This window comes from Novosphingobium sp. GW821-FHT09E05 (genome assembly GCF_059416165.1).
In genome coordinates, this window is the sequence record NZ_JBWKOQ010000003.1 from 20678 (window position 1) to 46766 (window position 26089).

Below are 26089 nucleotides of genomic sequence, written 5' to 3' on the forward strand. Positions count from 1 at the left end.
CCGACCGACCCGCCCTTCTGCGCTGAACTTCGACCGTCGCAGCCTGCTCTCGGGCATCGTCGGCAGCGCCCTCGCGCTCGGCATGAGCCGCATGGCGCTCGGCGCCGATGAGGTCACGCGCGTCGATGATCTCATCAAACGCATGACGATCGAGGAGAAAGCCGGGCAGATGACCTGCCTCGCCGACAGTTTCCGGCCCTTCAACCCGCCCAACCCCGACGCCGGCATCCAGGATGAAAAGCGCCTCGCGCAGGAGATCCGCAAGGGGCGCGTCGGCTGCCTGTTCAACGGCATCGGCGTGGCTGGAGCCCGCCGCGCGCAGGAAATGGCGGTGGGCAGCCGCCTCGGCATCCCACTGATTTTCGCGGGCGACGTGATCCACGGTCTCAAGACGATCTTCCCCGTCCCTCTCGCCGAAGCCTCCAGCTTCGACCCCGTGCTCGCCCAGCGCACCGCGCGGGCCATGGCGACCGAGGCCACGGCAGCGGGCCTGCACCTGACCTTCGCGCCGATGGCGGACGTCGCCCGCGACCAGCGCTGGGGCCGCGTGGTCGAGGGCGCGGGCGAGGACGTGACGCTCACCGCGCTGCTCTCAGCCGCCCGGGTGCGCGGCTTCCAGACCCGCGATCTGCGCCGAAACGACTCGCTGCTTGCGTGCCCCAAGCACTTCGCCGCCTATGGCGCGGTGGCCGGCGGCCTCGAATACGGCAGCGTCGACATCAGCGACGAGACGCTGCGCGAGACGCACCTGCCGCCGTTCGGCTCGTCCTTCGCGGCCGGCGCGCTTACCACGATGGCGGCGTTCAGCGAAATCAACGGCGTGCCCGCCACCGCCGACCGCGCGCTGCTCACCGACCTGCTGCGCGGCGAGATGGACTTTCGCGGCTTTGTCTTCTCCGACTACACCGCCGACGAGGAACTGATCGCCCACGGCTTCGCCGAGGACGAGCGCGATGCCGCCCGCCTCGCGGTGCTGGCCGGCGTCGACATGTCGATGCAGAGCGGCCTCTACATCCGCTATCTGCCCGAACTGGTAAAAAGCGGCGCGGTGCCGATAGCGACGGTCGACGTGGCGGTACGCCGCATCCTCTACGTCAAGGCGGCGATGGGCCTGTTCGAAAACCCCTGGCGCTCGCTCGATACCGAGGTGGAGGCCAGAGACATCGCCACCCCCGCCCACCGCGCGCTCGCCCGCGAGGCGGCTGCGCGTTCGGTCGTGCTCCTCCAGAACGACGGCATCCTGCCGATCGCCCCGGAGAAGCGGCAAACGATCGCGCTGATCGGACCCTTCGGCGAAGACCGCGACAACCTCTACGGCCCCTGGGCCTTCTACGGTGATCCCGGCAAGGGCGTGGACATTGCCAGCGGCCTGCGCGCCGCCTTGCCCGATAGCGCAAAGCTCACCGTCGTGCCCGGCAGCGGCATTCACGAAGCGATCGAGGGCGGCATCGCCGAGGCTGTGAAAGCCGCCAAGGATGTCGATATCGTTCTCCTGGCGCTGGGCGAGGCGCAGGACATGTCGGGCGAGGCCCAGTCGCGCACCACGATCGAGATCCCCCTCGCCCAGCAGGCGCTTGCCGATGCGGTCGCGGCAGTGGGGAAACCCGTCGTCGTGCTGCTGCGCCATGGCCGTGCGCTGGCACTGCACGAAGGCGTGGCCAACGCGAATGCCGTGCTCGCAACCTGGTTCCTCGGTTCGGAAAGCGGCAACGCCATCGCCGACATCCTGCTCGGCAAGGTCGATCCCTCGGGCAAGCTACCGGTCAGTTTTCCTTGGGAATCGGGCCAGGAGCCGTTCTTCTACGACCGCAAGTCGACCGGGCGACCGGTGCTGGGCCCGGGCAGCACCGAATACAAGGCCCGCTATGCCACCACCGACAACAGCGCCCGCTACCCGTTCGGCCATGGCCTCAGTTACACGCGCTTCGTCCTCGACAGGCTGGAGCTTTCGGATGCCGCGCTCCGCTGGGACAAGAGTATCGACGTGACCGTGCGCCTGACCAACAAAGGCCAACGCAAGGGCAGCGAGGTGGTGCAGCTCTACATCCGCGACCGCGTCGCCAGCCGGACCCGCCCGATCCGTGAACTGAAGCGCATGGAACGTGTGACGCTCGACCCCGGCGGCAGCCGCACGGTGCGGTTCGCTCTTTCGCGCACCGACCTCGAATTCGTCGGCGCCGGCAACAGGCGGATCGCAGAGCCGGGCCTGTTCGACCTGTGGGTCGGCCAGTCCTCCGTGGACGGCCTGCACGGCCAGATCACGCTCTATGCCGAGGAACCGCCCCGCGACTGACCCCCGCCGCCCGAAAGGCGCGCGGCGTCGTGCCGGTGAGACGGAGGAAGGCGCTGGCAAAGGCACTCTGGCTTTCGAAACCGACGTCGGCGGCGATCCGGGCGATGGAGTCCTGGCTGGTGGCCATCGCCTCGATCGCGCGCAGCAGCCGGGCACGGCGACGGTACTCATCCCAACCCAGACCGAGTTCGGCGCGGAAACGGCGGCGCAGCGTGCGTTCGGAGAGTCCGGCGGCGCGGCAGACCGACCCCAGCGTGGCTTCGGGAAGGTCGCCTAGTGTCGCCGCGATGGCCGCGCGCAGGGCGGGGTCGGCCGCAGTCGGCAGGGAGAACGGCGCCTCGTTGCGGATCCACTCGCCGCACAGATGGCCCAGAGCGGTGAAATAGGTTTCGCCGACCGCGTCGAGCGGGCGTTCCAGCGGCCAGCGCATGGCCTCGGCGATCATCTCGCGCATCAGCGGCGATACGCGCACGATGCGCACCCGCTCGCCGGGATCGGGCACCATGTCGGCCGACAGCAGGATCGATACGGAGGGAACGTGATGCACGCTGTTGCGGTGCGGAACCCCCGCCGGAATCCAGCCCGCCAGCGTCTGCGGCAGCAGGTGGCGACCCCGGCCGTCCTCCAGTTCCATGGCACTGGCAAAGGCATATTGCAGCTGATGCATGTCGTGGTGGTGCCACGGGCAGTCGAGGTCGAAGGCGTCCTGTATGATGACGCCCGCGCGCGGGCGCACTGCCGGATCAACCAGCGTAACCAGACCAATATCCTCCATCGCGCCTCTCCTGTTGGCCGCTTGGCACCAAAGATTGGCCGATGGCAGTGAGACGGTCAACCGGTTGGCGAGTACGATGCGGGCCAACCAAAACGACGGAGCCTGCCATGACCATTCGTGTCCACCCGCCCGAACAGCTGGCCTGGCGCCGGATCGGCGATATTGCGATGGGCGGGATGCGCGATCACATCGACCCGACCGAGCTGGAGGGCCGCCTCGCCTTCCACGAGGGAGGCGCGGATGGCCCTCAGCTGATGGAGATGCGGCTGCAGCCGCAGACGCTGGTGGCACCGCACAGCCACGACGATCCGGAAATCTTTTACGTCGTCGAAGGCTCGCTGCATTGGGGCGGGCAGACTCTGGGGGCGGGCGGCTCGATGTTCATCCCGGCCGGCCAGCCCTACAGCTTCCGCGCGGGCGAGCACGGCGCGCGTCTGCTCAACGTGCGCTCGCGGGCGGACCACAGCTTCGTGCCGGTGGAGCAAAAGGCGCAGGTCATGGACCAGTTCTCGCGGCAGGCGGAGGGCTATGGGCGGCTGACGGGCGCGATGGAGGGGGTAGATCGCAGTGCCGCGTTCCGCGCGCAGGTGGCCACCGGGCCGGACGACGTGGTCCTCGATGTCTGCTGCGGCACAGGCGCCATGGCTCTGAGTCTGGCGCCGCACGTGGCGCGAGTGACCGGACTCGACCTGACCCCGGCAATGCTGGATCAGGCGCGCGAGGCGCAGGCGCGAAGCGGGTGCCAAAACGCCGTGTGGGTGGAGGGCGATGCCTTCGCCCTGCCCTTCGCCAGCGAGAGTTTCAGCCTGGTGGTTTGCGGCGCTGCGTTCCATCACATGCTTGATCCCCGGTCGGCGCTGGCCGAAATGGTGCGGGTCTGCAGGCCCGGCGGCCGCATCGCGGTGCGTGACGTGACGCCCGCGCCGGAGAAGTCCGCCGCCTACGACCGGGTGGAGCGCATGCGCGACCCCTCGCACGCGCACGCGCTGACGCCCGATGAGATGGCACGCCTGGGCTCCGGACTGGCGCTAAGCCCGCCAATGCTGCACGCCAGCCTCGCAGCGGACCTGCCGCTCGACGCGGTGCTGGCGACCTCGTTCCCGGACACCTGCACGGTCGATGAGATCCGCGCCCTCTTCCGTGCCGATGCCGAGACGCGGGAGGACGCGCTGGGCTTCGATGCCCGGCTGGTCGCGGGTGAAATCCGGGTGTCCTATCCGCAGACGACGGCCATCTGGTTCAAGCGCCGATAGAAGGTTTTGCCGTGGATTTTCCGATCCGGCAGCAAAATTGCCTCGCGCCGGATCGTCAGCACGGCGCCTGAAGACTCTCCAACCCGCTGGCGAAGAAGCGCAACGCCGGGCGGGCGATGTCCTCCAGCCGCGCCACCGAATGATGATTGCGGCTGAGATCGTCGAGGAAACCGGGATCCTGCACCATGAATATGAGCGCCGCCTCGATCAGGTAGACCCCGGCGAGAAGGTTGCTTTCCGGGATTTCCGGCCGGTGAACCCGCAAACGTTCGGTCAGGATGCCGGAAACCACGCTCAGCTTGGCGAGGATCGGTCGCAGCTCCGGCATCCGGTATGAGCTCATCAGGTGCGAGGTCATGACGATGTAATTGCGCAGCGGATCGTCCGGGCGCGAGGCGGACTGGAGGAACGGCAGGATGAACGCCGTCACGATTTCCTCGAGCCCGAACGGTTCGGGCCGGCCCTCGACCTCGGCGAAGCTCGCTGCGATCGTCTCGCGCAGAAGGCCCAGTTTGCGGTCCAGCGCAGCTTCTAGGATGAGGTGCTTGTTGCCGAAATGGTAGTGGACCAGCCCCATGCGCACCCCCGCCTCCTGCGCGATGTCACGCAGCGACGTGCCGAGATATCCACTGCGGGCGAAGAGAATCTCGGACGCGTCGAGGATTTGATTCCTCGTCGCCTCGCCTTTGCGGGTAGCGGCCTTGGGTTTGCCCGCCGGCTCCGTCATCGCGGTGGAATGCGCAGGCGACAATCGCTGGACAGGCTGAACGGGGCCATCTGGCAGGATCAGTCCTTCAGGTGCTTGGCATGCCAGCCGACGTGCTCGGGCATGAAGGTTGAGATGAAGTAATAAGAGTGGTCATACCCCTCTTGCATGCGAATGGTAGCTGGCTGGCCGGCCGTTTCGCAGGCGCCGACCAGGAGCTGAGTCTTCAGCTGGCTCTCGAGGAAGCCGTCCGCCAGACCTTGGTCGACGAGGAGTGCTGGCAGACGTGCTCCGTCCTCGATCAGCGCACAGGCATCGTATTCCCGCCAGATCGAGCGATCCGCGCCGATATAGCCGGTCAGCGCCTTGTCACCCCATGCGCAGTTCAGCGGCGAAACGATCGGCGAGAACGCGCTCACGGAACGGAAGCGGTCCGGGTTGCGCAGTGCGACGGTCAGCGCGCCATGCCCGCCCATCGAGTGCCCGCAGATCGCCTGCCGTTCCAGGTCGGCCGGAAACTCGGCGGCGACCAGCGCCGGCAATTCGCTCTCGATATACGAGCGCATGCGGAAATGCCGCGCCCAGGGTTCCTCGGTGGCATCGACGTAGAAGCCCGCGCCCTTGCCAAAATCATAGGCCTCGTCGTCCGGCACGTCCTCGCCGCGAGGCGAGGTGTCGGGTGCGACGAAGATCACGCCATGCTGCGCGCATGCCGCGCGGAATTCGCCCTTCTCGGTGACGTTGGCATGGGTGCAGGTGAGGCCCGAGAGGAACCAGATCACCGGCAGCTTCGTGCCTTCCGCATGGTCCGGCACGAAGACGGAGAATGTCATCTCCGTCCCCGTCTCGCGGCTCTGGTGCCGATAGACGCCCTGCGTCCCGCCATAGCTGCGGCTGATGGAGACGGTCTCCATCAGAAGACCACGACGGAGCGGATGGACTTGCCCTCGTGCATCAGGTCAAACGCGGTGTTGATCTCCTCGAGACCCATGACATGCGTGATCATCGGGTCGATCTCGATCTTGCCGGTCATGTACATGTCGACGATCTTGGGCACATCGGTCCGCCCCTTGGCGCCGCCGAATGCAGTACCGCGCCAGTTGCGGCCGGTGACGAGCTGGAACGGGCGGGTCGCAATTTCCTTGCCGGCCTCGGCCACGCCGATGACGACCGACGTGCCCCAGCCGCGGTGGCAGGCCTCCAGCGCGGTGCGCATCACTTCGGTGTTGCCGGTGGCGTCGAAGGTGTAGTCGGCGCCGCCATCGGTCATCAGTACGATCTTCGCGACGACATCCTCGCGGCTCATGCCCTTGCCGTTGAGGAAGTCGGTCATGCCGAAGCGGCGGCCCCATTCCTCGCGGTCGGGATTGATGTCGACGCCGATGATCTTGCCCGCACCGGCAAGCCGCGCGCCCTGAATCACGTTGAGCCCGATGCCGCCGAGACCGAACACGACGACATTGTCGCCGACCTGCACCTTGGCCGTGTTGATCACCGCGCCGACGCCGGTGGTGACGCCGCAGCCGACGTAGCACGAACTCTGGAACGGTGCGTCCTGGCGGATCTTCGCGACGGCGATCTCGGGCAGCACGGTGAAGTTCGAGAACGTCGAGCAGCCCATGTAGTGAAAGATCTGCTGGCCCTTGTAGCTGAAGCGGCTGGTGCCGTCCGGCATCAGGCCCTGGCCCTGCGTGGCGCGGATCGCGGTGCACAGGTTGGTCTTGCCCGAGAGGCACGACTTACACTGGCGGCATTCGGGCGTGTAAAGCGGGATAATGTGGTCGCCGGGCGTCACGCTGGTGACGCCCGCACCCACTTCGCGCACGATACCCGCACCCTCGTGCCCGAGGATCGAGGGGAAGATGCCCTCGCTGTCGAGCCCGTCGAGTGTGTAGGCGTCGGTATGGCAGATGCCGGTCGCCATGATCTCGACGAGAACTTCGCCTGCGCGGGGTCCGTCGAGATCGACCTCGACGATCTCGAGCGGCTTCTTCGCTTCGAAGGCTACGGCGGCACGGGTCTTCATCGAAACTGTCTCCTGTTCACGCCGCGCGTTCTAACGGCTTGCCGGAGGCTCGTTAATGGCTTTCTCGATTAAATCCGCAACTTCGTGAACCTCAGGCCTCGCCGCGCGCCATGGCGAAGCTTTTCGCCATGTGCTCACCGAAGCCGTTCTCGACCGGGTGGAAGGTCCAGAGCGCGGAATCGTCGCGAATGGCGTCGAGGTCCGCGGCGACCTCGTCGATGGTCCATTCCGGACGGTAGACACCCCGGGTCTCGGTGACGAAAGCGCGCGCGATGCGGCCTGCCATCGAAACGTAGAGCTCGCCTGAAACCGGGCAGCTCTCGTGCGCCAGCAGGCCGACGACCGGCGCCACGAGTTCAGGCCCCATCGGCGGGTATTGCGTCACATCGAGCCCCTCGGCCATGCGGGTGACCGCGCCCGGCAGGATCACATTCGATTTCACGTCACGGTCCGCCCCCTCGATCGCGATCATGTTGTTGAGGCCGATCATCGCGCTTTTCGACATCGCGTAGTTCACCCCGTTCGCGATCGAATATAGCCCGCCGATCGACCCGCTCAGCACCACGCGGCCATAGCCCGCGGCCGCCATGCGCGCGAATGCGGGACGCACGACGTTGAAGGCGCCGAGCAGGTGAACGTCGATCACCGCGCGGAAATCCGCGTGGCTGATCGCATCCAGCGCGCCGTAGCGGACATTTCCGGCGCTATGGATCAGCACGTCGATGCGGCCGAACGCATCGAGCGCCGCCTCCACAATCGCCTGTCCGCCTTCGGCGGTGGCGACGCTCTCGATGCAGGCGACCGCCTCGCAGCCGGCAGCGCGCAGGGCCTTCGCGGCTTCCTCTGCCGGACCGACGTCGGCGCCCGAACCGGACATGGCGCTACCATTGTCGTTGACGATGATTTTTGCCCCGAGCGAGCCGAGAAGTTGCGCATACGCAAAGCCAAGCCCGCGCGCCCCGCCGGTAATGACGGCGACCCGTCCGTCGAAGCGGCGTTCTGTCATTCTGCTCTCCATGTCGTGTCGCCAGCCGCCCACAGCGGCGCGCCCCGAGTTTCGCGCAGCGACGGGATCGTGCGCCCGTCACTGTCGGTGACACCGTATCCGGCCGCCAGTTCGGCATTGATGAACGTCCCCCCCGACTTCGCCGCCACGTCCGGATCCATGGCAAGGGCCGCGATCACCCTGCCCGGAAACTCGGGCGAGGAGCCGACCGCGCTACCCAGCTGGCTGGCCATGCCGGGGACCGCCTTGAGGTTCTCGGTCGCACGCTCGGTATAGGTAAAACCTTGCCAGAGCGAGACGGCGCTGACGCCGGTGCCCTGCAATTCATGCCCCATGTCGCGCATCATCCGGTCTGTCGCGGTCTTGGTGGTCCCGAACACCACATCGTACGTATACGTAACGCCGACATAGCCCGACAGTGCTGCGATCAGGCCTGAGCCTTGCGGCACCATGATCCGCGCCGCATGCCATGCCGCGACGAAGGCCGCGCGCAATCCGGTGTCCCAGATCTGCCACTCGTCCGATAGCGGCTTCTCCCAGAAACCGACGCGCTGCGTCATCGAATCCGGGATGGCCATCGCATTGTTGACAAGCAGGTCGAGCCGACCTTCGTCGCGCCGGACCCGGTCAAACACAGCGGCGACCTGGCCCTCGTAGAGCAGGTCCATGGCGACGGCCACACCCCGTCCGCCCCGCGCGTCCACTTGCGCGACGGTTTCCTCCAGGGAGCCTGGGAGCGCGTGTTCACCGGCGCTGACCGTCCGGCCGGTCACGTAGACCGTCGCGCCATGCTCGGCGAGCGCCAGCGCGACGCCCTTGCCGATGCCGCGACTGGCACCGGTAACGACCGCGACCTTGCCGGCGAGCCGGTCGGACCGGGCGCTCATCAGGGTTTTGCCGGATTGGCGGGTACGCGCCTGTTCACGAGCGGGCGCTGATAGGACGGGTCTTCCTTGCTGCGCGAGGACACCCCGTTGACCGCGATGTCAGGCACGTCGGCGAAGGGGATCGGCATTGGCGGCGGCAGGCATCCCCACTCGATCACGTTGGTGCGCAGCGCGATCTTCCATTCACCGCCGCGCCGCTCCAGCCGGTCGATATAGCGACCGCCGGCGATCCACAAACTCTCGTCGCGATTGCGACCGACGAACTGGTAGTAGGTCTCGGAATGCGCAGTGTCGCCGTCGAGGTCGATGGTGGTCTGCAGCAGCGCGTGGTGGGTCACGATCTGCCCGGCTTCGTGCATCGGCACCGCCCAGTCCCAGCAGTCCGCCGCGCTTCCGACGAAAGGACCCGCGGCCATTTGCGCATCGTTCCAGAACGCCGAGAGGTAGATGGCGCGGTCGAACCGGTCCATGCCCCGCGAAAAGCGGGCAAGACACTCGTGAATGTCCTGCTTGTCCAAAAGCGCTTCGAGCCGCGCATCACGCTCAGTTGCCACGGTAGTTGACCTCCGAAATCGGTTTCCAGATGGGCGATCCGCGCGCAGCACGGGCAGAGGCGATCACGCTGCCATCCACGTCAGTGATGCCATATTCCTGCGCCAGTTCGGCGGTCACATACTCGCCGCCCGAGCGTTTCATCACATCGGGGTCGGCGGCCAGCGCGGCGATCACGCGTCCGGGATGCTCGACGGTGCTGCCCTGCATCGAGGTAATGGACTTCGTCATCTTGTCGCCCATCTTCGCCAGATTGTCCTGAGCCTTCTCGGTGAGGGTCAAGCCCTGCCACAGGGTCAGCGAGGCGACGCCGTGCGGCTCAAGTTCGATCGCCATGTCGCGCGCCATGCGGTCAACGGCGGACTTGGAGGTGCCGAAAATCACGCTGTAGGTGTACGTGACCGCCGCAAAGCCGGAAATCGCCACGATCAACCCCGATTTCTGCGGGGCCATGATCTTCGCCGCATGCCAGGCCGCGACGTAGTTCGATTTCACCCCAACGTCCCACATCTCAAGGTTCGAGAGCGGCTTTTCCCAAAAGCCCCTGGGCTCGAGCAGGTCGTCGGAGAGCGTGAAGGCATTGTTGACGAGAATGTCGAGCCGGCCCTGCTCCGCCGCTATCCGCTCAAAGAGCACCGCCACGGCCGCATCGTCGCCATGGTCGCAGGCGACCGCCATGCCCTTGCCGCCACTCGCGCGCCCCCGCTCGTCACATTCGGCGGCGGTACCCCCCACCGTGCCGGGCAGGTAATAATCGCCTTCATGAACGGTGCGGCCGGTGACGTAGACGGTCGCACCCTGCTCTGCGAGGACCAGGGCGATACCCTTGCCGATACCTCGGCTGGCGCCGGTAACAAGTGCGACCTTGCCTGCGAGAGGTGCGCTCACGCTGCATCTCCCGCGAACCAGCGTTCGGAGAAATCACCCTTCGCACGTCCGGGGAAATGCTCGCCGCTGAAGGGGTAGCCCATCACCCCCTTCGACCAGTCGGCCGCCGGACCCCAGTCCTGCTCCCAGTCGTAAAGCATCACGCGGTCGGCGATGCGCCAGTCGCCGTCACGCTTTTCGAACGTGTCGAGATAACGCCCGCCGATGCAGGTGTCGCGATCGCCCGCACCCATGTCGACCCGGTGATAGGAAAAGACGTGGGTCTCGGCCCTGGCGGTATCTCCGGCGAGTTCGACGTATGTCTGACCAAGCAGATGCTGCGTGTCCTTGATCGCATCGGCGCCGGGTACGACCCAGGCGAGGTAGGTCTCGAAATCGCCGCTGTGGACGCCGTAGTCGAAGCGCGCCTCGGGCCACCAGCTCGCGCGGATCAGTTCAGCGCTGCGCCGGTCCTCACCGCGCGCCAACTGCGCAACGCAGGCGCGGATCGCCTCGCGGTCGACCATCTGCAGTACAATCGCGTCCATCGTCCTCTCCATCGCCGGGCTGCCCTTCAGACAGTCTCCGAGTTGGCTATCCCACTTCACGGCGCCCTTGCTTGACATTTTCAGACGAAAGGCCCGCCGGCGCAACCGCCGCCTCGCGCAATCGCCGGGGCGACATCCCGAAGGCCCGGACGCAGAAGCGAGCCATCACCGACTGCTCGGCGAACTGCAGCTTGTCGGCGATCCAGGTGAAGCGGTGGCGGGTGCCGCGCACGTAATAGAGCAGCGCCTCGCGCCGCACCTCGTCCTTGATCTGCTGGAAACTGGTCGCCTCCTGAGCGAGACGGCGGTGCAGCGTGCGGGTGTGAAGGCCAAGGTCTCCCGCCACCTCGGCATTCGAGCAGGCGCCCGAATGAAGCCCGCGCAGGATCGCACCGCGCACGGCGGCATGGAGCGGCGGCGCCTGCCAGGTGAAACGTTGCTCTACGGACGCGACCAGCCGCGCCTGCTCGTCCGAATCGGCATGGATCACCGGGCTGGCCAGATCGGCATCGGAGAGGATAAGTCCGTCGTAGGGCTGGTCGAACAACGGTTCGAACCCGAAGTGAGCGCGGTAAACAGCCAACGGGGCGACCGGCTGATGGCGGAACAGCACCTGCCGCGCACGAGCATGGCCTCCGGTAAGCTCTAGTGCCCCGAGGTGGCCCGACAGGATCACCAGTTCGATCGCCTGGTCCTGCCGTTCGTAGCGATCGACGAGCAGCTCGTGGGAAAACAGATGCTGGCGGCGGGCCGCCACGGGCCGACGCGTGATCCGCGCGGCGCGGCTATGGACATGCATGTGGCTCGTCGCAAAATCGAGGGCGGCCCCGAGCGTTCCGGAGTGACGCATGACGGAACCCATCGGGCCATGCATTCCGCCGCCCGCCTGGCGCGCCGCCAGCCGCATCCCGAAATCCGGGCAGGCGAGCCTCTCCGCGGCATCCGATAGCACCGCAATGGTCTGGCGGTAGGTCCCACGCGCCGTACCGTCATCGGCGCGCCACGCAATCCCGGCAGCGGCGAGCAGGGATTCGGGATCGCCGCCCAGTTCCCAGCAAAGCGAAGTGAAACCTCGCAGGAGATCGGCATTGACTGCGTCGAAGGCGGTGTCGCCCTCTGCCGGCATGTCGATGTCGCGGGTCCAGTTCACGCTCTCCAGCATGCACTTGCCCCCAGGCGCGTCAAGCGTACGGCGGGAAACGCCGGAGGGCGGGCGTCCCTTCGAACGCCCGCCCTCCGACCGGATCGCTTTACTTCAGCGCGAGCCGAAGGCGTAGCGCACGTTGATGCCGAACTCACGCGGCACGGTGGAAGTCACCGCCGTGTAGGTGCTGGTGTAGGTTGTCGCCGCAAAGCCTGCGGCGGCGTTGCGGTAGGACGTGAACAGCGGATCGCTGCGGCTCAGTGTCTTGGTGGTGTCGAACAGGTTCTTGGCAAACAGCGAGACCTCCCACGCGCCCTTCGGATCGCGAATGCCCGCGTAGAGGTTAAACAGGCCGTAAGAACCGAGATCATCATAGATGTTGTTCGGATCGGTCTGCGAATTGCCCGAGAAGCTCATCAGCCCGCGAACATAGGCATCGACCCGGTTGCTGACCGAGAAGTTGTATTCGCTGGTGAGCGATGCGCTGAACGGCGCCTGGAAGCCCGAACGCTGCGACACATCACAGGCCGACAGGTTGTTGCCGCCGGTGGCCGCCTGCAGCTGCGCCAAGCTGGGCGCGGAGGTGTTGGCATCAGGGATGCCGTCGCCGTTGAGATCGTTGCACGGGATGCTGCCGTTCTTAATCTTGCCCATCGAGTAACTGGCAACCGCGCTGACGCTCCAGCCCGGGATGATGTCGAAGGAGACGTCGCCCTCGATGCCGTTCACCTCGACCGGCACGGCGCCGACGAAGTTGAACTGCGAGACCACCGGGTTCGCGGGGTTGGTGTAGTCGACGAAGTACACGCCGCGGCCGCCGACACGGTACGGGTAGTTGTTGAACTTCTGGTGATAGCCGGTGAGGTTGGCGCGCAGGCGGCCGCCCATCAAAGTGCTCTTCAGGCCGATTTCATAAGACTTGGAGGTTTCCGCCGGAAGGTTGATGAAGCTGCTCTCCAGCGCCGACTGACGCTGGCTGAAGTCGCCCACGACGTTGATGCCGGGGCGCCACGAGCTGCCGGTGCTGGCATAGATCATGAAGTCGGGCGTGAAGTTATGCTTCACCGATGCCGAGTAGATCCACTTCTTGGCGTCCTGCCCCTGCGTATCGGTGAGCGCACTGTTCACGTAGAGCGCGTTCTCCGACGTGTAGGAGATATGCCGCACGCCGCCCGAAAGCTCGGTGCTGGACCCGAGGTGCGCCGTGAGGTTGCCGAAGAACGACTTCTCATGGCTGTCGCCTACGCGGTCCACGGCGGTCTGCACGACGGAGAGGATACGCCCGCTGGTCGCGCTCGTCGGGATGCCAATGATGGTCGGGCGGGTCAGTTCGGTCGGCTGGCTGGTCCTGTAATCGAAGTAGCCGACGACGTAGTCGAAGATGTCCGCGATGCGCGCGTCGTTCTGCAGGCGGATTTCATGCGAAGTCCACTTGGGGTGCGAGTAGGTGAGCTGGTTGACGTCGCCCGGGAAGAAGTTACCGAAGTCCTGGTTCTCCGGCGCGCTGATCTTCTGGGTGTTGTGCTGGCCCTGGTAGATCAGCACCTGGCCCATCGCCGAGGCTTCGGCGCGCCAGTTGAAGATCTCGTAGACCTGGTGGATTTCGCGTGCCGATTCCTGGATCGATCGGCGATCGGAGGTGTCGATGTAGAGCGGGCTGGCAGGTGCGGTCGGATTGACCTCGCTGAACGAGGCAACCTGGTCGTAGGTGAAGGCGCGGCGGTCCATGTACTGGTACAGGCCCTCCAATTTCAGCCAGTCGGTCGGCTGAACGAGCGCCGAGACGCGACCACTCTTGGTGCGCGCGAAAGGATCGCGGCCGGCGGTGACGGGACGAACGCGGTCAGCCTCGTTCTCGTCCCAGACGCCGGCAACGCGGATCGCGGCGACGCCTTCGATCACGGGCAGGTTGAGGCCGCCCTTGAAGTTGAGAGTGCCGATGTCGTTGGCGGTCATGTCGGTGAAGCCACCGATCTCATAGAGGTTCGGCTTCTTCGCGCCGATCGTGATGGAGCCCGAAGGCGCCGCGCGGCCGCGCAGGGTGCCCTGGGGCCCACGCTGCACTTCGATCTGGCCGATGTCGTACATCTGCTGCAGGATCGCGCCGGCCGTGATCGGGGCGTCGTTGAAGTAGAATTCGACCGTCGGGTTGCTGCCGCTGGCGGTGATGTCGAAATTGACCCCGCGCAGGCGCGCGTTGCCGCCGGTGCCATTGGCTTCGGTGGTCAACTGCAGGCCGGGGACAATGGTCGAGACTTCCTTGAAGTCACGCAGATTGAGCTTGGCGACGTCGTCGGCGGTAACGGTGTCGATGACGGCGGGCACGTCCTGAACCGCTTCGTCGCGGCGGCGGGCCTGAACGATGATGACATTGCCGACTGCGGCATCTTCCTCTGCAGCGGGCGCCGTGTCCTGCGCGAAGGCAGGCGCCGAGAGACCGACTAGGCTGGCCGAGCACAGCAGTACAGACGAAAATAGCCTCATAACATCTCTTCCCTAATCATTGGTCTTACCGTTCTGGCCCCGAACCTGCCGAAGGCATGACCTTTTGGTCAGCGCCATCGAGCGAACACAGCCACGGATTTCTCGCCTTTTGACGAGAAGAGCGTCGTTCGGATATTTACCGTGTCCGACACCTGTCCGGCCAATCGAGACCATGACTGGCCTGCAACCGACTGGCGGAACATACGAGGCACCGCGCAGAGAATGAAGCAGCGCGGACCAACATCCCTATGGCGATCAATGGGGGCAGCCGCCTTCGCCCGGGCGATTTGTCGGCTTAGCGAAAAACGCGCATGAGGCGCGCACCGAGTGCGATCTTTTTTCATCTCTATGACAAATAAAGGCTTTTCGACGAACTGGAGGCGAACTCCGTCATATCGCAACAGCCGCCCAGATTGGTTTTACCAAATAGGACGATCAGAAGTCGAATGTCGAATCATGTCCATTGGCCGTCCAGATGTCGCGCGGTCAGGACGAGGCTGATTGCTGGCGGCCCGCCCTCACAGCCAATAATACGCCTGTCAGGGAGCGCGCTGCTTTCGCCTGCCATAACAAAGCAAGTAAAACGTCGCCCATGACACTTTGCCGGCGGTAAAGTGTCATGGCTGACAAAGCGACGGGCGAGCCTGAAAGGGGATTCTCACGATTCCGTTTATGTGCTCTATTTTGCCTCGCTATGTTCCTTGACACGCCTCCCATCCCGCATCGCGGCCAGGCCAGCGACATGGGCGAACTGCTGGACCTTGTAGCGCACACCAGCACTCGCCCGCGCTACGCCTTCATGGTGCTCAGCCTGATCGCCGAGATCGCGCGGCCCGACGGCAGCGCCGGCCCCATGGTGATGCACGGCGGCCGCGCCACGCTGCTGCGTGACTGGCTTTGCGATGCGCTGGCCCCGATGGGTGCCCGAGATCCCAAGCGCCTCATGCTGGCCGAAAAGGTCCGCGCCGAAGTGATGGTGTCTGGCAAAATGCCGACCGAACCGCAGGCGGTCGAAGAAGCCATCGCCGCCGAAGTCCACGAACGCATCCGCAAGTCCGGCAAGACGAACCTCAGCCGCGCGGTATCCGAACTCGTCCAGGCTGGCCTGATCCGTCGGCACTACCAAGGTTTCCGGGTCGATCACCACAACCGCGGTGCCGGTCGTCACGTCGTCTACGCCCTCGTCGGCCGCGCGCGCTGCCTCCTGGGGCGATCCTCGCCCTCCCCTCTCCCGGTCGCTGTCGACCGGCGGCAGGGTGAGCTGCGCCTGAACTAGTCCGGACGGACCAGAATCGGCCGCCGTCTACGCAAATGCGCCGCCCGGAAACGAAGGCAGCCTCGTCCGAGGCAGGGCGCCCATTTGGCCGAATGGAGCCTCAGCGTGACGCCGCAATCGCCGGCCCGGCGGGAACCCCGCCGCCTGTCGCCCGAACCAGTTCGACGTTCGCCTGCATCCTTTGGGTCTGCACCGAGAGATAGGCGCGCTGTGCTTCGAGCGCGTCGGTCTGCGCGGTCACCACGTCCAGGTAACCGGAGGCGCCGTCGCGGTAACGCGACATGGCGATGTCGCTGGTGCGCTGCGCAGCCTCGGCAGCCTCATGCTGCGCGACCGAGGCGTCCGACAGGTGGCGGATCGCCGCGATCGCGTCCTCGACCTGGCGGAAGGCGGCCAGCACCGTGCCTCGGTAGTCGGCGGCGGTTTCCTCGTATTCCGCGCGCGAGATATTGACCTGCGCCGTGCGCCGCCCGCCGTCGAACACGGTGAGTAGGCTCGTGAGCGGGCCGAGCGCCCAGAACGTGTTGGGCGTGGTGAGCAGGTTGCCCCCGGTCGTCTCCCAGCCGCCCGACGCACCAAGCGTGAGCGAGGGGAAGAATGCGGCGCGGGCCACACCGATGCGCGAATTGGCGGCGAAGACGCGGCGCTCTGCCGCCGCGATGTCGGGGCGGCGCTGCAGCAGTTCGGACGGCGTGGCCGTCGGCACTGCGGGCGGGTCGAGCAGTTGGACGTTGGCAGCGAGCGTGAAGCCGGACGCCAGTTCGCCGACGAGCGCGGCGATCTCGTGCTCGGTCGCCGCGCGCTGGTTGGCGATGGTGGCCACCTGTGCGCGCGCATTTCCGAGCACGGTCCGGGCACGATTCACGTCGATGCCCGAGGCGATGCCGCCACTGTGCCGTTTCGAGGTCAGGTCATAGGCGCGGGCAAACGCGTCGACCGAGCGGTCCAGCAGCTGCGCCTGCGCATCCAGGCCCCGCAGGCGGAAATAGGCGTCGGCGACGGCGGCCTGAAGGCTGAGCCGGGCGGAAGCGAGATCAGCCTCGCTCGCCTGTGCTTCGGCCTTTGCCGAGCGCACCTGATTGCGGATGCGGCCCCACAGGTCGAGTTCGTAGGCGATCGAACCGCCGACGACGTAGTCGCTGTATTCGCGCGCGGTCCCCGTGCTGAGCGGACGGCCCCGCGAGAGGCGTTCGCGCGAAACATCGCCGCTCACGCCGGCCTGCGGATAGAGATCGGACTCCTCTACACGGGCGGCAGCGCGCGCCGCGTCGTAGCGGGCCAGCGCAGCGGCGAGCGTCGGGCTGGCGGTGGCGGCGCGCTGTTCAAGGTCTGAAAGGACGGGATCGTCGAAGGCGTCCCACCATGCGCCGCGTACCTCGCCGTCGCGCGGCGTGGCGCCGGTCCAACCGGCCACTTCCTTGAACTGCGTGGGCGCAGCAGTCTGCGGCGGCTGGTAGTCGGGCGCCATCGAGCAGCCACCCAGCGACAGGACCAGTGTCGCCGCCGAGAGCGCGAGCCACCGCCTAGCCATTGGGCTTGGCCCCCTTGTCAGGCGCCGCGACCTGTACGCGGTCGCCTGTGCGGATCGAGTCCGGCGGCGAGTCGATCACCTTGTCGGTCACCTTGACGCCGACCGAGATCAGCACCGTCTTGCCCTCGTCGCGCGCGATGGTGACGCGGCGCAGGGTAACGCGCCCGTCGCTGCCGAGAATGGCGACGCTCGGGCCGTCCTCGGCGGGGAGCACCGCGCTGCCAGGCAGGCGCAGGCCGCCCCCTGCCCCGTCGATGGGGAAATGGACGTGGGCATAGGCGCCGGGCTTCAGAGCGCCCTCGCCGTTGTCGGCCTGAAGCTCGATGAGCATGGCGCCGGACTGGGCATCGACCGAGTTGGCGCTGCGAGTCAGCGTCGCGGCGAATTCGCGGCCGGGGAACTCGGGCAGGCTGAGCTTGGCCTGCATCCCGGCTCGCACCTGCGAGGAGTAGACCTGCGGCACCCGCACGTAGATGCGCATGCGGTGCACGTCGGACACGGTGAACAGCGGCTGCGTGGCCGCGTTGCCCGCGACGACCAAAGCGCCGATCTGCGCCGAACGGCTCGTCACCACGCCGCTGAACGGCGCCACCAACCGGGTGAATCCCTGCTTGGCGTTGAGTTCGCGCACGCTGGCGAGCGAGGCATTGGCGAACGCCGTCTTGGCGGCGAGGTCACCGGCTTTCTCGTCCGCTTCCTGCTGCGAGACGGCATCCTGCGCCAGCATCGAATTCCAGCGCTTCGACGTGGTCGCGGCCAAGCGCTGGTTTGCCACCGCCGTCTGGTAGTCCGCCCTGGCCTGCGCGAGTTGCTGGTCGATTTCCGGCGCATCGAGGATCGCGAGCGTCTGGCCTGCCTGCACATGATCGCCGATGTCGGCCAGCCAGCGGCGCACGTAGCCGTTGGTCCGTGCGTTAATCGCGGCGCTGTTGTAGGCTTGGATCGTGCCGGGCAGCACCAGCCCTTCCCCGCCCTCGGCACTGGTCGGCGAGACGACGGCGACGGTGGGCACGGAGGCCTTCTGCGCGACATCCTCGAGATCGCTGGTGGCATTGATCCGGGTCGCGATGCCGAAGCCCACGAGCGCCACGGCGACGACGGCGGCGCCGATCCCGACGCGCTTGAGGGTGCGGCTGTCGGGGCCGGAATTGTTGAGAGTCTCAGGTTCAAGCATGGCTGGGCTGCATTTCCACAGGAGAGGTTCGCTCGCGGCCCTGGCGGCGGCGATGGACGAAGCTGAACACGACGGGGACGAAGAACAAGGTGGCGATCGTCGCGCAGACGAGGCCGCCGATCACGGCGCGGCCGAGAGGCGCGTTCTGCTCCCCCCCTTCACCCATTCCGAACGCCATCGGAGCCATGCCGATGATCATCGCGAGCGCCGTCATGAGCACGGGGCGAAAGCGCACAAGGCCGGCCTGGATCGCGGCTTCGAAGGCGTCCCCGGTCTCGGCCAGTTTCTCGCGCGCGAAGCTGACGACGAGGATCGAGTTCGCGGTCGCCACGCCCATGCACATGATCGCGCCGGTCAGAGCCGGCACCGACAATGTGGTGCCGGTGGCGAACAGCATCCACACGATGCCGGCCAGCGCGGCGGGCAGCGCGGTGATGATGACGAAGGGATCGACCCAGCTCTGGAAGTTCACGACGATCAGCAGGTAGATCAGGAAAATCGCGCCGAGCAGGCCGAAGCCGAGGCCGGAAAAGGCCGTGTTCATCGTCTGGAACTGGCCGCGGATCGTCACGGTCGCGCCCTTTGGCTGTTCCTTCTCGAGCGACTGGATCGCCTGCTGCACGTCCGCCGCCACGCCGCCGAGATCACGGCCCTGCGTCGTCGCGTAGACGTCGATCACCGGCTGGATGTTGTAGTGCGAGACGACCGGCGTCGTGCTCGACCGCGTCAGGGTGGCGAGCGCGCCGAGCGGCTGGGTCGGAATGCCCGCAGCGCCCGACACGGGGATGTCGGACAGCGCGTTCATCGAGCCCACCTGGTATTCGGGCGCCTGCGCCACGACCGGGTAGGACACCCCGTTCTCCGGGTTGACGAAGAACACCGGCGCGGTCTGCGAGGTGCCTGCCAGCGAGCTTGCAAGGCTGGTCGTCACGTCACGCTCGTTCAAGCCGTACTGGCCGATGCGTGAGCGGTCGACCTCGACGCTGAGCTGCGGGGCGTGGGCCGGCTGCTGGATGCGCAGGTCGGCGAGGCCGGGGACGCGCGCCAGCTTCGCCATGAGCTTGTGCGCATACTCGCGCGAGGCAGCGACGTCCCTGCCCGCGATCTGGATGTCGATCGGCGAAGGCGATCCGAAGTTCAGGATCTGGCTGGTGATGTCGGCCGGCAGGAATGCGAAGGTCGCGCCGGGGAAGCGGCGGGGAAGCTGCTCCCGCAGTGCGGCGACGAAACCCTCGGTCGGCGCGTGGCCTTCCTTGAGCGTGATAAGTACGTCGCCGTCCTGCGGTCCGATGGTGCCGCTGTTGCTGTAAATGGTGTTGATCGCGCTGACCGGCAGGCCGATGTTGTCGGTGATCGTCGCCACCTGGTCGGCCGGGACGATCCGCCGCACCTCGCGGGTGATCTCCTCGAAGCGCGATGCGGCGGTCTCGATGCGGGTGCCTGAAGGCAGGCGGACGTGCATCGCGACCTGCCCGGAATCGACGGTCGGGAAGAAGTTGCTGCCCAGGAACGGCATCAGCCCGAACGACACCACTACCACAGCCATGAATGCGATCATGAAGCCCCGGCGCGCATTCAATGCGCGGTGCAGGATGCCGATGTAGCCCGCGCGCAATTTCTCGAAGCGCGCCTCGAAGCCGCGCTGGAAGCGCACGAACATGTTGGCCGAGCCGGGTTCGCCGGCGTTGTGGATGTTCTCGTCGTGGGCCTGGTGGGGCTTCAGCAGATACATCGCCATGGTCGGCACCAGGGTGCGCGACAGGACGAATGAGGCGATCATCGCGAAGACCACCGACAGCGCCATCGGCACGAAGAGATAGCCCGCGACGCCCGGCAGGAAGAACATCGGGACGAAGACGATGCAGATGCACAGCAGCGAGACGAAGGCCGGCGTCACGATCTGGGCGGCGCCGTCGAGGATCGATTCGATCACGCCCTTGCCCTGCTCGAGGTGCCAGTTGATGTTCTCGATGGTCACCGTCGCGTCGTCGACGAGGATGCCGACCGCGAGTGCGAGCCCGCCCAGCGTCATCACGTTCAGCGTCTGCCCGAACAGCGCCAGCGCCGCGACCGCCGCAAGCACCGCCAGCGGGATCGACAGCGCGATGATAACCGTCGAACGCCACGAGCCGAGGAACAGCAGGATCATCAGCGAGGTCAGCGCGGCGGCGATCGCGCCTTCGTGGATGACGCCGCTCACCGCGGCCTTCACGAACAGCGACTGGTCGCCTACGCCGAGGATCTTGAGCGATTCCGGCAGCGTCTTCTGAATGTCGGGAAGCTTGTCCTTGACCCCCTCGACCACCGCCAGCGTCGAGGCCGCGCCGTTCTTGAACACCGTCAGCAGCACCGAGCGCCCGCCATCGACGTGGACGACGTTTTGCTGCTGCGCGCTGCCGTCGCGCACGAAAGCGACGTCGCGCATGTAGATCGTGGCGCCGTTGACGACCTTCACCGGTAGCTCGTTGAGCGCGTCGATCGAAGCGGGCGAGTTGTTCAGGCGCACGCTGTATTGGGTGGCACCGATCTTGACGAAGCCGGCCGGATTGATCTGGTTCTGCGCGGCGATCGCGTTTCCCACGTCCTGCGCCGAAAGCCCCCTCGCCTGCAGCGCCTGCGGGTTGATGTCGATCTGGACCTGCCGCTGGCGACCGCCCGAAGGATAGGGCATCGCGAGGCCGGGCACGGTGACGAGGTTCGGGCGGACCTGGTTCTGGCCGATGTCGAACAGCTGCTGCTCCGACAGGCCCTTGCCCGACATCGCCAGCTGCAGGATCGGCACCGTCGAGGCGGAATAGTTGATGATGACCGGCGGGCTCGAACCGGGCGGAAGCTGCCGCAGGATGGTCTGCGAGATCGAGGTGACCTGAGCCGTCGCCGTGCGGATGTCGACGGTGGGCTGGAAGTAAATCTTGACGACGCCGATGCCTTGATAGGACTGGCTCTCGATGTGCTCGATATCGTTGACGGTGGTCGTCAGCACGCGCTCGAACGGCGTGACCATCCGGTCGGTCATCTCCTGCGGCGGCTGCCCCGCATAGGACCAGGCGACGGCGATCACCGGCACCTTGATCTCGGGAAAGATGTCGATCGGGGTTCTCAGCGCCGCCAGGATGCCGCCCACGGCAATCAGGATGGCCATGACGATAAACGTCAGCGGGCGGTTGAGGGCGACTTTGACGATACCGATCATCGACTTCTCCGTTCACCGCGCCGCACGGACCTGCCCCGTGTCTTACGAAGCCTCGACGCCATCCGCTCCCGTGTCTGCCGCCTCGCGCTCAGTCGCTGCTACGACCGTCCAAGGTCCTGCTTATGTGTGTTTAGGCGCTTTTGCAGGAAGGCGAAGCGGTCGCCGATCCCGGTGAGGAACAGGCATGCCACCAAGCTGCAAGGAGATGCCCTCGCATTTCCGCGGATGCTCGCTTCACTCTTTTGTGTCCAATATATAAACGGGCTTGATTGATATCCCAAACCTCTCAATCGTAGGCTCGAGCTTACCATGGAATTGCGCCATCTTCGCTATTTCGTCTGCGTCGCCGAGGAGCTGCATTTCGGCAATGCGGCCCAGCGCCTCGGCATTTCGCAGCCGCCGCTCAGCCAGCAGATACGTATTCTCGAGGAGGAACTCGGCGTTCGCTTGTTCGATCGGACCAGTCGGCGTGTGCAGTTGACGGAAACAGGCCGGCAGTTCCTCCCACAAGCCCAGGAAACGCTGGCACAGGCCGAGCGCGCTGCCCGTATTGCGCGCCTTGCGCACACCGGCGAGGTCGGCCGCTTGAGCCTGGGTCTTTCTCCTTCCGTGCCATTCATCACCAACATCATGGACACCCTCGCCCGCTACAGGCGCTCGTTTCCGGCAGTCAGCGTCGAACTGAACGAACTTCCTCGCGACGAACAGATCGTCGGGGTCGAACGCGGTACGCTCGACATTGGCATCGTGCGTGCGTTCTCAGCCCTGGAGCTGCCTCCCCAAATGGAGGCGCTGCATCTCCAGCGCGAAGGCATGGTGCTGGCGATGCGCCGCGATCACCATCTGGCCAATTTCGGCCGCGCCCTATACCTCGCCGACATTCAGGAGGAACCGCTCATTCTGTTCGGGTCGATGAACGGCGCAGGCTTCAACGAAATGCTGATGGCCCACTGCGAGATCCTGGGTTTCCGCCCCAAGGTTACGCTTGAGGCAGCAAGTTTCGGGACGTTGGTCGGGCTGACGGCGGCAGGGCTGGGCGTTACCATTCTGTCGCGTTCGTTGGCGCGGCTCAACGTCGACACGCTTGTCTTCCGGCACATCGAGATGCCGTTTTCGAGCCAGTTACTGATGTTCCATCTGCGGGAGGGATCCCCCGCGACGCTAAACTTCCGGAAACTGATCGATCAGCAGGGCAAATGACGGCTGGTATGCAGGCCTTGAAACGGCTCGGACATCATCGGTCATTCGCCATCGGAATTCGCCCGTCGCTTGGCATAGCTGACGACGAATGCCTCCCACACCCGCAGCCACTCGGTTTCGCTCCGTTCTCGGCTGATGCCCGGAAATCCTGACCTGAAAGCATCCGCCATTTGATCGACCGACCACGGATGACCCTTGTCCACACCGATCCTGCGGAATGGCGCTTCGCGATTACCGAAACTGAGGCTTCCAGTCGGAAAAGCACAAGTGGCTTCGACAAGAGCAGGCGTGCCTTTGGAGCCCGTCTTCGCGGGCACCGATGATCTCGGTGCCGTTTCCGCCGCCGGGGCCCCCAACAGGCGCAAGTGAGGACCAATCAGCTTGCGTTCGAGCGGGGCCGGTGACGGATTGAGTACGACCTTGCGGCCTGACAGATCAACATCGGCATTGGGATAGACGGCGGAAACGAGCTGCATCGTCTCGCGCACGGTCTGCCGGAATCGCTTGCTATCCGCCTCGTTGCCGAGATGGCGCGCAAGCTGATCCCACGAAATTGTCTGCCCCTTGCTGCTGCTGATACGCGGCAGTCTATAAGCGAGGTATGTGTAGAGATCGAGCGCGGTGGGCGTACCCTTGAGCTCGCGAATGGCGATCTCGTTGAGCGGCACCGCATGTTCGATCAGATGGCTGTAAAACACCTCCGACATGCGGATTTCCCGCGCGAAAGCGCCGTTTTTCTGAAGTGAACCGGCATATTCGTTGGATATCTTCACGTCGCGTACGGCAAAGGCGTTGTCATCCGCCTCCGTGCCGTCCCAGCGGATCTGCCATTCACAAGCGAGCAACCGGTCCACCTGTTCGCGCATCCGGTTTGCTGTTCCGCGCGGTCCGTAGGAAACGGTCTGGTAACCCAACCGCCGCATCCACTCGGTAAAGTTGCGGCCGAGGTAGACGTCTCGCGACCGCTTGGTCACGGCTTGCGAAAGGAGATAGATCAACGCAACGCGCGGATAGGCGCCGTAAGGCACACCCAGGCTTTTCAGAACGGGCTTGCCATCAACCGTCTGCAGCACCGGCCGGGGATTGATGGCCAGCGCATATTTGCCATCCTCACGCAGAATGGGTTGCGTGTCGTCCTTGGGCCGCTTGGTCGGCAGCGACATGGCGCAAAGCGCAGAGTGGAGAAATGCCGGCACCGGTTCTTCATCCTGAACGCGCAGGAATGCATCCATGGTGATTTGCGATCCAGCGTGCCTGGCAAGCGTACGAACCTGTTCCTCGCCCCCGTCCAACATGGCGAGGGCGTACTGGTGTCCGATCGGCTTGGTGGTATCTCCGTTCATTCTACCCTGCCCTGGCCCCGACTCAAGGGGCTGTCATGTGGGTTTAAACAACAGGTTTGACGCAGATTGGCAAGCACGTTGGCAGTTTTGGCGGACTTAGGCGGTTGAAACCTACAAACAGACCGATGATCTCGGAGCGGTCTGTTGGACCGGGGCTCTATTTGCACCATTATCTCAAACGCCGATTCGCGAATCGGATTTGATTAGGGATTCCTGTTATAGGTATGCGCTCTGAGATCATCGGTGACGTCGGCTCGGAGATCATCGGGAAATTGCACCGGGATCATCGGCCTGCACCGAAATCATCGGTTCGCAGCGTTCCTTCGTCAGATAGCCGCGATTCCCCGCTGCTCTGATGGCCTGAGGCTTAACTATCTTCCAAAGCGCACCGAGATCATCGGTGATGGAACATGACGTTATCGCCTGGATCCCATATTATGAGGCCGAACGGCTCGGAGATCATCGGCGTATTTGTAACGCTGGTGGACGATCGTTGCTCGAAACTTCCAACACGAGTATCGTCGCCGTTCAATCCCACAAGAATGGTATTCATGGCGACCCATCCCGCATCCGATGCCCGCTCCGACGTCCTCGGCGATGAATTGCTCGAAGACAGCCTCGATCTCCTTCATCGCAAGGCCCTCACCATCCTCAAGCGCATTCGTGACGGTGCGCTCGACCCTGAGACTGGACAGAAGGTCGGACCATCCTTCTCCATCTCCAAGGCGGCGTCGCTGGTCGGCCGCACGGCTTCCGCTATCCGCGAAGCCGAACGCGATGGCCGGCTGCCGGAACGCGACCGTACGGCATCAGGGCATCGGGTGCAGTATACGTTGGAAGAACTCGATCACATGCGCGCCGTATTTGGCACGAGGCCATGGCGCGCACCCGACGATGTTCCGGCGATCATCTCGATCTCCAATTTCAAGGGCGGTGTCGGCAAGTCGACCCTGGCCCTCCATCTCGCGCAGCATTTTGCGATTCGGGGTTACCGGGTCCTGTTCATCGACTGCGACAGCCAGGCCAGCTCCACAATGATGTTCGGCTATCGCCCGGACGTCGACCTCGGCGAAGACGACACGCTCTATGGGCATTTCCACAATCCAGAACTGCTGGGTGTGCGCTCGATCATTCGCAAGACGCATTTCCATGGGCTCGATCTGATTCCGGCGAACCTCAAGCTCTACAATCTTGAATATGAGATCGCGGGCTACCTGGCCCAGAACCAGAGCTTCGATGTCATCGACCTGATCGGACAGGCCATCGACACCGTGGTCGACGACTACGACATCGTCATCATGGATCCGCCGCCGGCGCTCGGCATGGTGTCGATGGCAGTGCTTCAGGCCGCCAATGCGATGGTCATCCCGGCGCCGCCCAGCGTGATCGACTTCGCCTCGACGGTGTCGTTCATCGACATGGCGCGCACCACCATGCGGCAGCTGGAGAAGCTGGGCGGCAGGGTCAAGCCGGCTTACAACTTTATCCGGCTGGTCGGCAGCCGCGTCGACGAAAGCAAGTCGATGCATCGCGAAATCCTTTCGATGATGCGTCAGGTCTTCGGCGGTTCTATGATCAATTCGGTCCTCAAGGTCAGCGCCGAGATCGACAATGCCAGTTCGCGAATGAAGACGGTCTACGAGCTCGACCGACCGGTGACCTCGCATGAAGTGCACAACCGCTGCATCAGGTTCCTGAACGATGTTTGTCACGATATCGAGCAGGATGTTTTGCGGACATGGGCCAGCCGCGCGGGAAAGATCGGCTGACGGTTGCCACGTGGCAACGGGGAATTTAATCCATATATTTCAACCCAATGTATGACAATTCG

The 26089-nt window shown here is 65.2% G+C and carries 20 protein-coding genes; 5 read left to right on the forward strand and 15 right to left on the reverse strand.

Features of this window, described 5'->3' with window-relative positions:
* The first annotated feature begins 22 nt into the window (after positions 1 to 22).
* Complete coding sequence (gene bglX / locus AC07M9_RS14610) at positions 23 to 2293, forward strand: beta-glucosidase BglX (protein WP_494885041.1); 2271 nt, start codon at positions 23 to 25, stop codon at positions 2291 to 2293.
* Here bglX and AC07M9_RS14615 read toward each other — a convergent pair.
* Complete coding sequence (locus tag AC07M9_RS14615) at positions 2259 to 3068, reverse strand: AraC family transcriptional regulator (protein WP_494884554.1); 810 nt, start codon at positions 3066 to 3068, stop codon at positions 2259 to 2261. The genes bglX and AC07M9_RS14615 overlap by 35 nt on opposite strands.
* A 107-nt stretch (positions 3069 to 3175) precedes the next feature.
* Here AC07M9_RS14615 and AC07M9_RS14620 point away from each other — a divergent pair, with 107 nt between their 5' ends.
* Complete coding sequence (locus AC07M9_RS14620) at positions 3176 to 4321, forward strand: methyltransferase domain-containing protein (RefSeq protein ID WP_494884556.1); 1146 nt, start codon at positions 3176 to 3178, stop codon at positions 4319 to 4321.
* 55 nt (positions 4322 to 4376) lie between these two features.
* Here AC07M9_RS14620 and AC07M9_RS14625 read toward each other — a convergent pair whose 3' ends face one another.
* The 10 genes from AC07M9_RS14625 to AC07M9_RS14670 form a co-directional block, all read right to left on the reverse strand.
* Positions 4377 to 5048: a TetR/AcrR family transcriptional regulator gene (locus AC07M9_RS14625; RefSeq protein ID WP_494884558.1), complete on the reverse strand. Its 672-nt coding sequence runs from the start codon at positions 5046 to 5048 to the stop codon at positions 4377 to 4379.
* A 59-nt stretch (positions 5049 to 5107) separates the two neighbouring features.
* A complete protein-coding gene (fghA, locus tag AC07M9_RS14630; RefSeq protein WP_494884560.1) occupies positions 5108 to 5941 on the reverse strand; it encodes an S-formylglutathione hydrolase in 834 nt (277 codons plus the stop codon).
* A complete protein-coding gene (locus tag AC07M9_RS14635; RefSeq protein WP_494884562.1) occupies positions 5941 to 7053 on the reverse strand; it encodes an S-(hydroxymethyl)glutathione dehydrogenase/class III alcohol dehydrogenase in 1113 nt (370 codons plus the stop codon). The genes fghA and AC07M9_RS14635 overlap by 1 nt, the downstream gene beginning before the upstream one ends.
* A 91-nt stretch (positions 7054 to 7144) precedes the next feature.
* A complete protein-coding gene (locus AC07M9_RS14640; RefSeq protein WP_494884564.1) occupies positions 7145 to 8059 on the reverse strand; it encodes an SDR family NAD(P)-dependent oxidoreductase in 915 nt (304 codons plus the stop codon).
* Positions 8056 to 8946, reverse strand: coding sequence for an SDR family NAD(P)-dependent oxidoreductase (locus AC07M9_RS14645; RefSeq protein ID WP_494884566.1), 891 nt, complete (start codon positions 8944 to 8946; stop codon positions 8056 to 8058). Before AC07M9_RS14645 ends, AC07M9_RS14640 begins: the two co-directional genes overlap by 4 nt.
* Positions 8946 to 9500 (reverse strand): nuclear transport factor 2 family protein, encoded by a 555-nt coding sequence (locus AC07M9_RS14650; RefSeq protein ID WP_494884567.1) that lies wholly within the window; start codon positions 9498 to 9500, stop codon positions 8946 to 8948. Before AC07M9_RS14650 ends, AC07M9_RS14645 begins: the two co-directional genes overlap by 1 nt.
* Complete coding sequence (locus AC07M9_RS14655) at positions 9490 to 10386, reverse strand: SDR family NAD(P)-dependent oxidoreductase (RefSeq protein ID WP_494884569.1); 897 nt, start codon at positions 10384 to 10386, stop codon at positions 9490 to 9492. The genes AC07M9_RS14650 and AC07M9_RS14655 overlap by 11 nt, the downstream gene beginning before the upstream one ends.
* Positions 10383 to 10913: a nuclear transport factor 2 family protein gene (locus AC07M9_RS14660; protein WP_494884571.1), complete on the reverse strand. Its 531-nt coding sequence runs from the start codon at positions 10911 to 10913 to the stop codon at positions 10383 to 10385. Before AC07M9_RS14660 ends, AC07M9_RS14655 begins: the two co-directional genes overlap by 4 nt.
* Before the next feature lie 46 nt (positions 10914 to 10959).
* Complete coding sequence (locus AC07M9_RS14665) at positions 10960 to 12075, reverse strand: AraC family transcriptional regulator ligand-binding domain-containing protein (RefSeq protein ID WP_494884573.1); 1116 nt, start codon at positions 12073 to 12075, stop codon at positions 10960 to 10962.
* A gap of 93 nt (positions 12076 to 12168) precedes the next feature.
* Positions 12169 to 14541, reverse strand: a complete 2373-nt coding sequence (locus AC07M9_RS14670) for a TonB-dependent receptor (protein ID WP_494884575.1) — start codon at positions 14539 to 14541, stop codon at positions 12169 to 12171.
* 742 nt (positions 14542 to 15283) lie between these two features.
* Between AC07M9_RS14670 and AC07M9_RS14675 the strand changes: the two genes are divergently transcribed.
* Positions 15284 to 15817 (forward strand): hypothetical protein, encoded by a 534-nt coding sequence (locus AC07M9_RS14675; RefSeq protein ID WP_494884577.1) that lies wholly within the window; start codon positions 15284 to 15286, stop codon positions 15815 to 15817.
* Positions 15818 to 15917: 100 nt separating this feature from the next.
* Here the strand turns inward: AC07M9_RS14675 and AC07M9_RS14680 are convergent, their stop codons facing one another.
* Genes AC07M9_RS14680 through AC07M9_RS14690 form a run of 3 tightly spaced genes read right to left on the reverse strand, consistent with a single transcriptional unit; the run spans position 15918 to position 21715 of the window.
* The gene (locus tag AC07M9_RS14680) at positions 15918 to 17348 is read right to left on the reverse strand and encodes an efflux transporter outer membrane subunit (protein ID WP_494884578.1); all 1431 of its coding nucleotides are present in this window, start codon (positions 17346 to 17348) and stop codon (positions 15918 to 15920) included.
* Positions 17341 to 18522 carry an efflux RND transporter periplasmic adaptor subunit gene (locus tag AC07M9_RS14685; protein ID WP_494884579.1) on the reverse strand — a complete coding sequence of 394 codons (1182 nt, stop codon included), beginning with the start codon at positions 18520 to 18522 and terminating at the stop codon, positions 17341 to 17343. The genes AC07M9_RS14680 and AC07M9_RS14685 overlap by 8 nt, the downstream gene beginning before the upstream one ends.
* Positions 18515 to 21715 (reverse strand): efflux RND transporter permease subunit, encoded by a 3201-nt coding sequence (locus AC07M9_RS14690; RefSeq protein WP_494884581.1) that lies wholly within the window; start codon positions 21713 to 21715, stop codon positions 18515 to 18517. Before AC07M9_RS14690 ends, AC07M9_RS14685 begins: the two co-directional genes overlap by 8 nt.
* Positions 21716 to 22024: 309 nt before the next feature.
* Between AC07M9_RS14690 and AC07M9_RS14695 the strand changes: the two genes are divergently transcribed.
* Complete coding sequence (locus tag AC07M9_RS14695; protein ID WP_494884583.1) at positions 22025 to 22915, forward strand: LysR family transcriptional regulator; 891 nt, start codon at positions 22025 to 22027, stop codon at positions 22913 to 22915.
* Positions 22916 to 22956: 41 nt separating this feature from the next.
* Here AC07M9_RS14695 and AC07M9_RS14700 read toward each other — a convergent pair whose 3' ends face one another.
* Entirely contained in the window at positions 22957 to 24258 is a 1302-nt protein-coding gene (locus AC07M9_RS14700; protein ID WP_494884585.1) for a replication protein RepA, read from the reverse strand.
* Positions 24259 to 24809: 551 nt separating this feature from the next.
* Here AC07M9_RS14700 and AC07M9_RS14705 point away from each other — a divergent pair.
* Entirely contained in the window at positions 24810 to 26027 is a 1218-nt protein-coding gene (locus AC07M9_RS14705; RefSeq protein WP_494884587.1) for an AAA family ATPase, read from the forward strand.
* Positions 26028 to 26089: the final 62 nt, after the last annotated feature.

Bases quoted from the DNA above. Each gene is read 5' to 3' on its own strand.
- AC07M9_RS14615 (WP_494884554.1), bottom strand. From the start codon at position 3,068: ATGGAGGATATTGGTCTGGTTACGCTGGTTGATCCGGCAGTGCGCCCG.
- AC07M9_RS14620 (WP_494884556.1), top strand. From the start codon at position 3,176: ATGACCATTCGTGTCCACCCGCCCGAACAGCTGGCCTGGCGCCGGATC.
- AC07M9_RS14625 (WP_494884558.1), bottom strand. From the start codon at position 5,048: ATGACGGAGCCGGCGGGCAAACCCAAGGCCGCTACCCGCAAAGGCGAG.
- fghA (WP_494884560.1), bottom strand. From the start codon at position 5,941: ATGGAGACCGTCTCCATCAGCCGCAGCTATGGCGGGACGCAGGGCGTC.
- AC07M9_RS14635 (WP_494884562.1), bottom strand. From the start codon at position 7,053: ATGAAGACCCGTGCCGCCGTAGCCTTCGAAGCGAAGAAGCCGCTCGAG.
- AC07M9_RS14640 (WP_494884564.1), bottom strand. From the start codon at position 8,059: ATGACAGAACGCCGCTTCGACGGACGGGTCGCCGTCATTACCGGCGGG.
- AC07M9_RS14645 (WP_494884566.1), bottom strand. From the start codon at position 8,946: ATGAGCGCCCGGTCCGACCGGCTCGCCGGCAAGGTCGCGGTCGTTACC.
- AC07M9_RS14660 (WP_494884571.1), bottom strand. From the start codon at position 10,913: ATGGACGCGATTGTACTGCAGATGGTCGACCGCGAGGCGATCCGCGCC.
- AC07M9_RS14665 (WP_494884573.1), bottom strand. From the start codon at position 12,075: ATGCTGGAGAGCGTGAACTGGACCCGCGACATCGACATGCCGGCAGAG.
- AC07M9_RS14670 (WP_494884575.1), bottom strand. From the start codon at position 14,541: ATGAGGCTATTTTCGTCTGTACTGCTGTGCTCGGCCAGCCTAGTCGGT.
- AC07M9_RS14675 (WP_494884577.1), top strand. From the start codon at position 15,284: ATGGGCGAACTGCTGGACCTTGTAGCGCACACCAGCACTCGCCCGCGC.
- AC07M9_RS14680 (WP_494884578.1), bottom strand. From the start codon at position 17,348: ATGGCTAGGCGGTGGCTCGCGCTCTCGGCGGCGACACTGGTCCTGTCG.
- AC07M9_RS14685 (WP_494884579.1), bottom strand. From the start codon at position 18,522: ATGCTTGAACCTGAGACTCTCAACAATTCCGGCCCCGACAGCCGCACC.
- AC07M9_RS14690 (WP_494884581.1), bottom strand. From the start codon at position 21,715: ATGATCGGTATCGTCAAAGTCGCCCTCAACCGCCCGCTGACGTTTATC.
- AC07M9_RS14695 (WP_494884583.1), top strand. From the start codon at position 22,025: ATGGAATTGCGCCATCTTCGCTATTTCGTCTGCGTCGCCGAGGAGCTG.
- AC07M9_RS14700 (WP_494884585.1), bottom strand. From the start codon at position 24,258: ATGAACGGAGATACCACCAAGCCGATCGGACACCAGTACGCCCTCGCC.
- AC07M9_RS14705 (WP_494884587.1), top strand. From the start codon at position 24,810: ATGGCGACCCATCCCGCATCCGATGCCCGCTCCGACGTCCTCGGCGAT.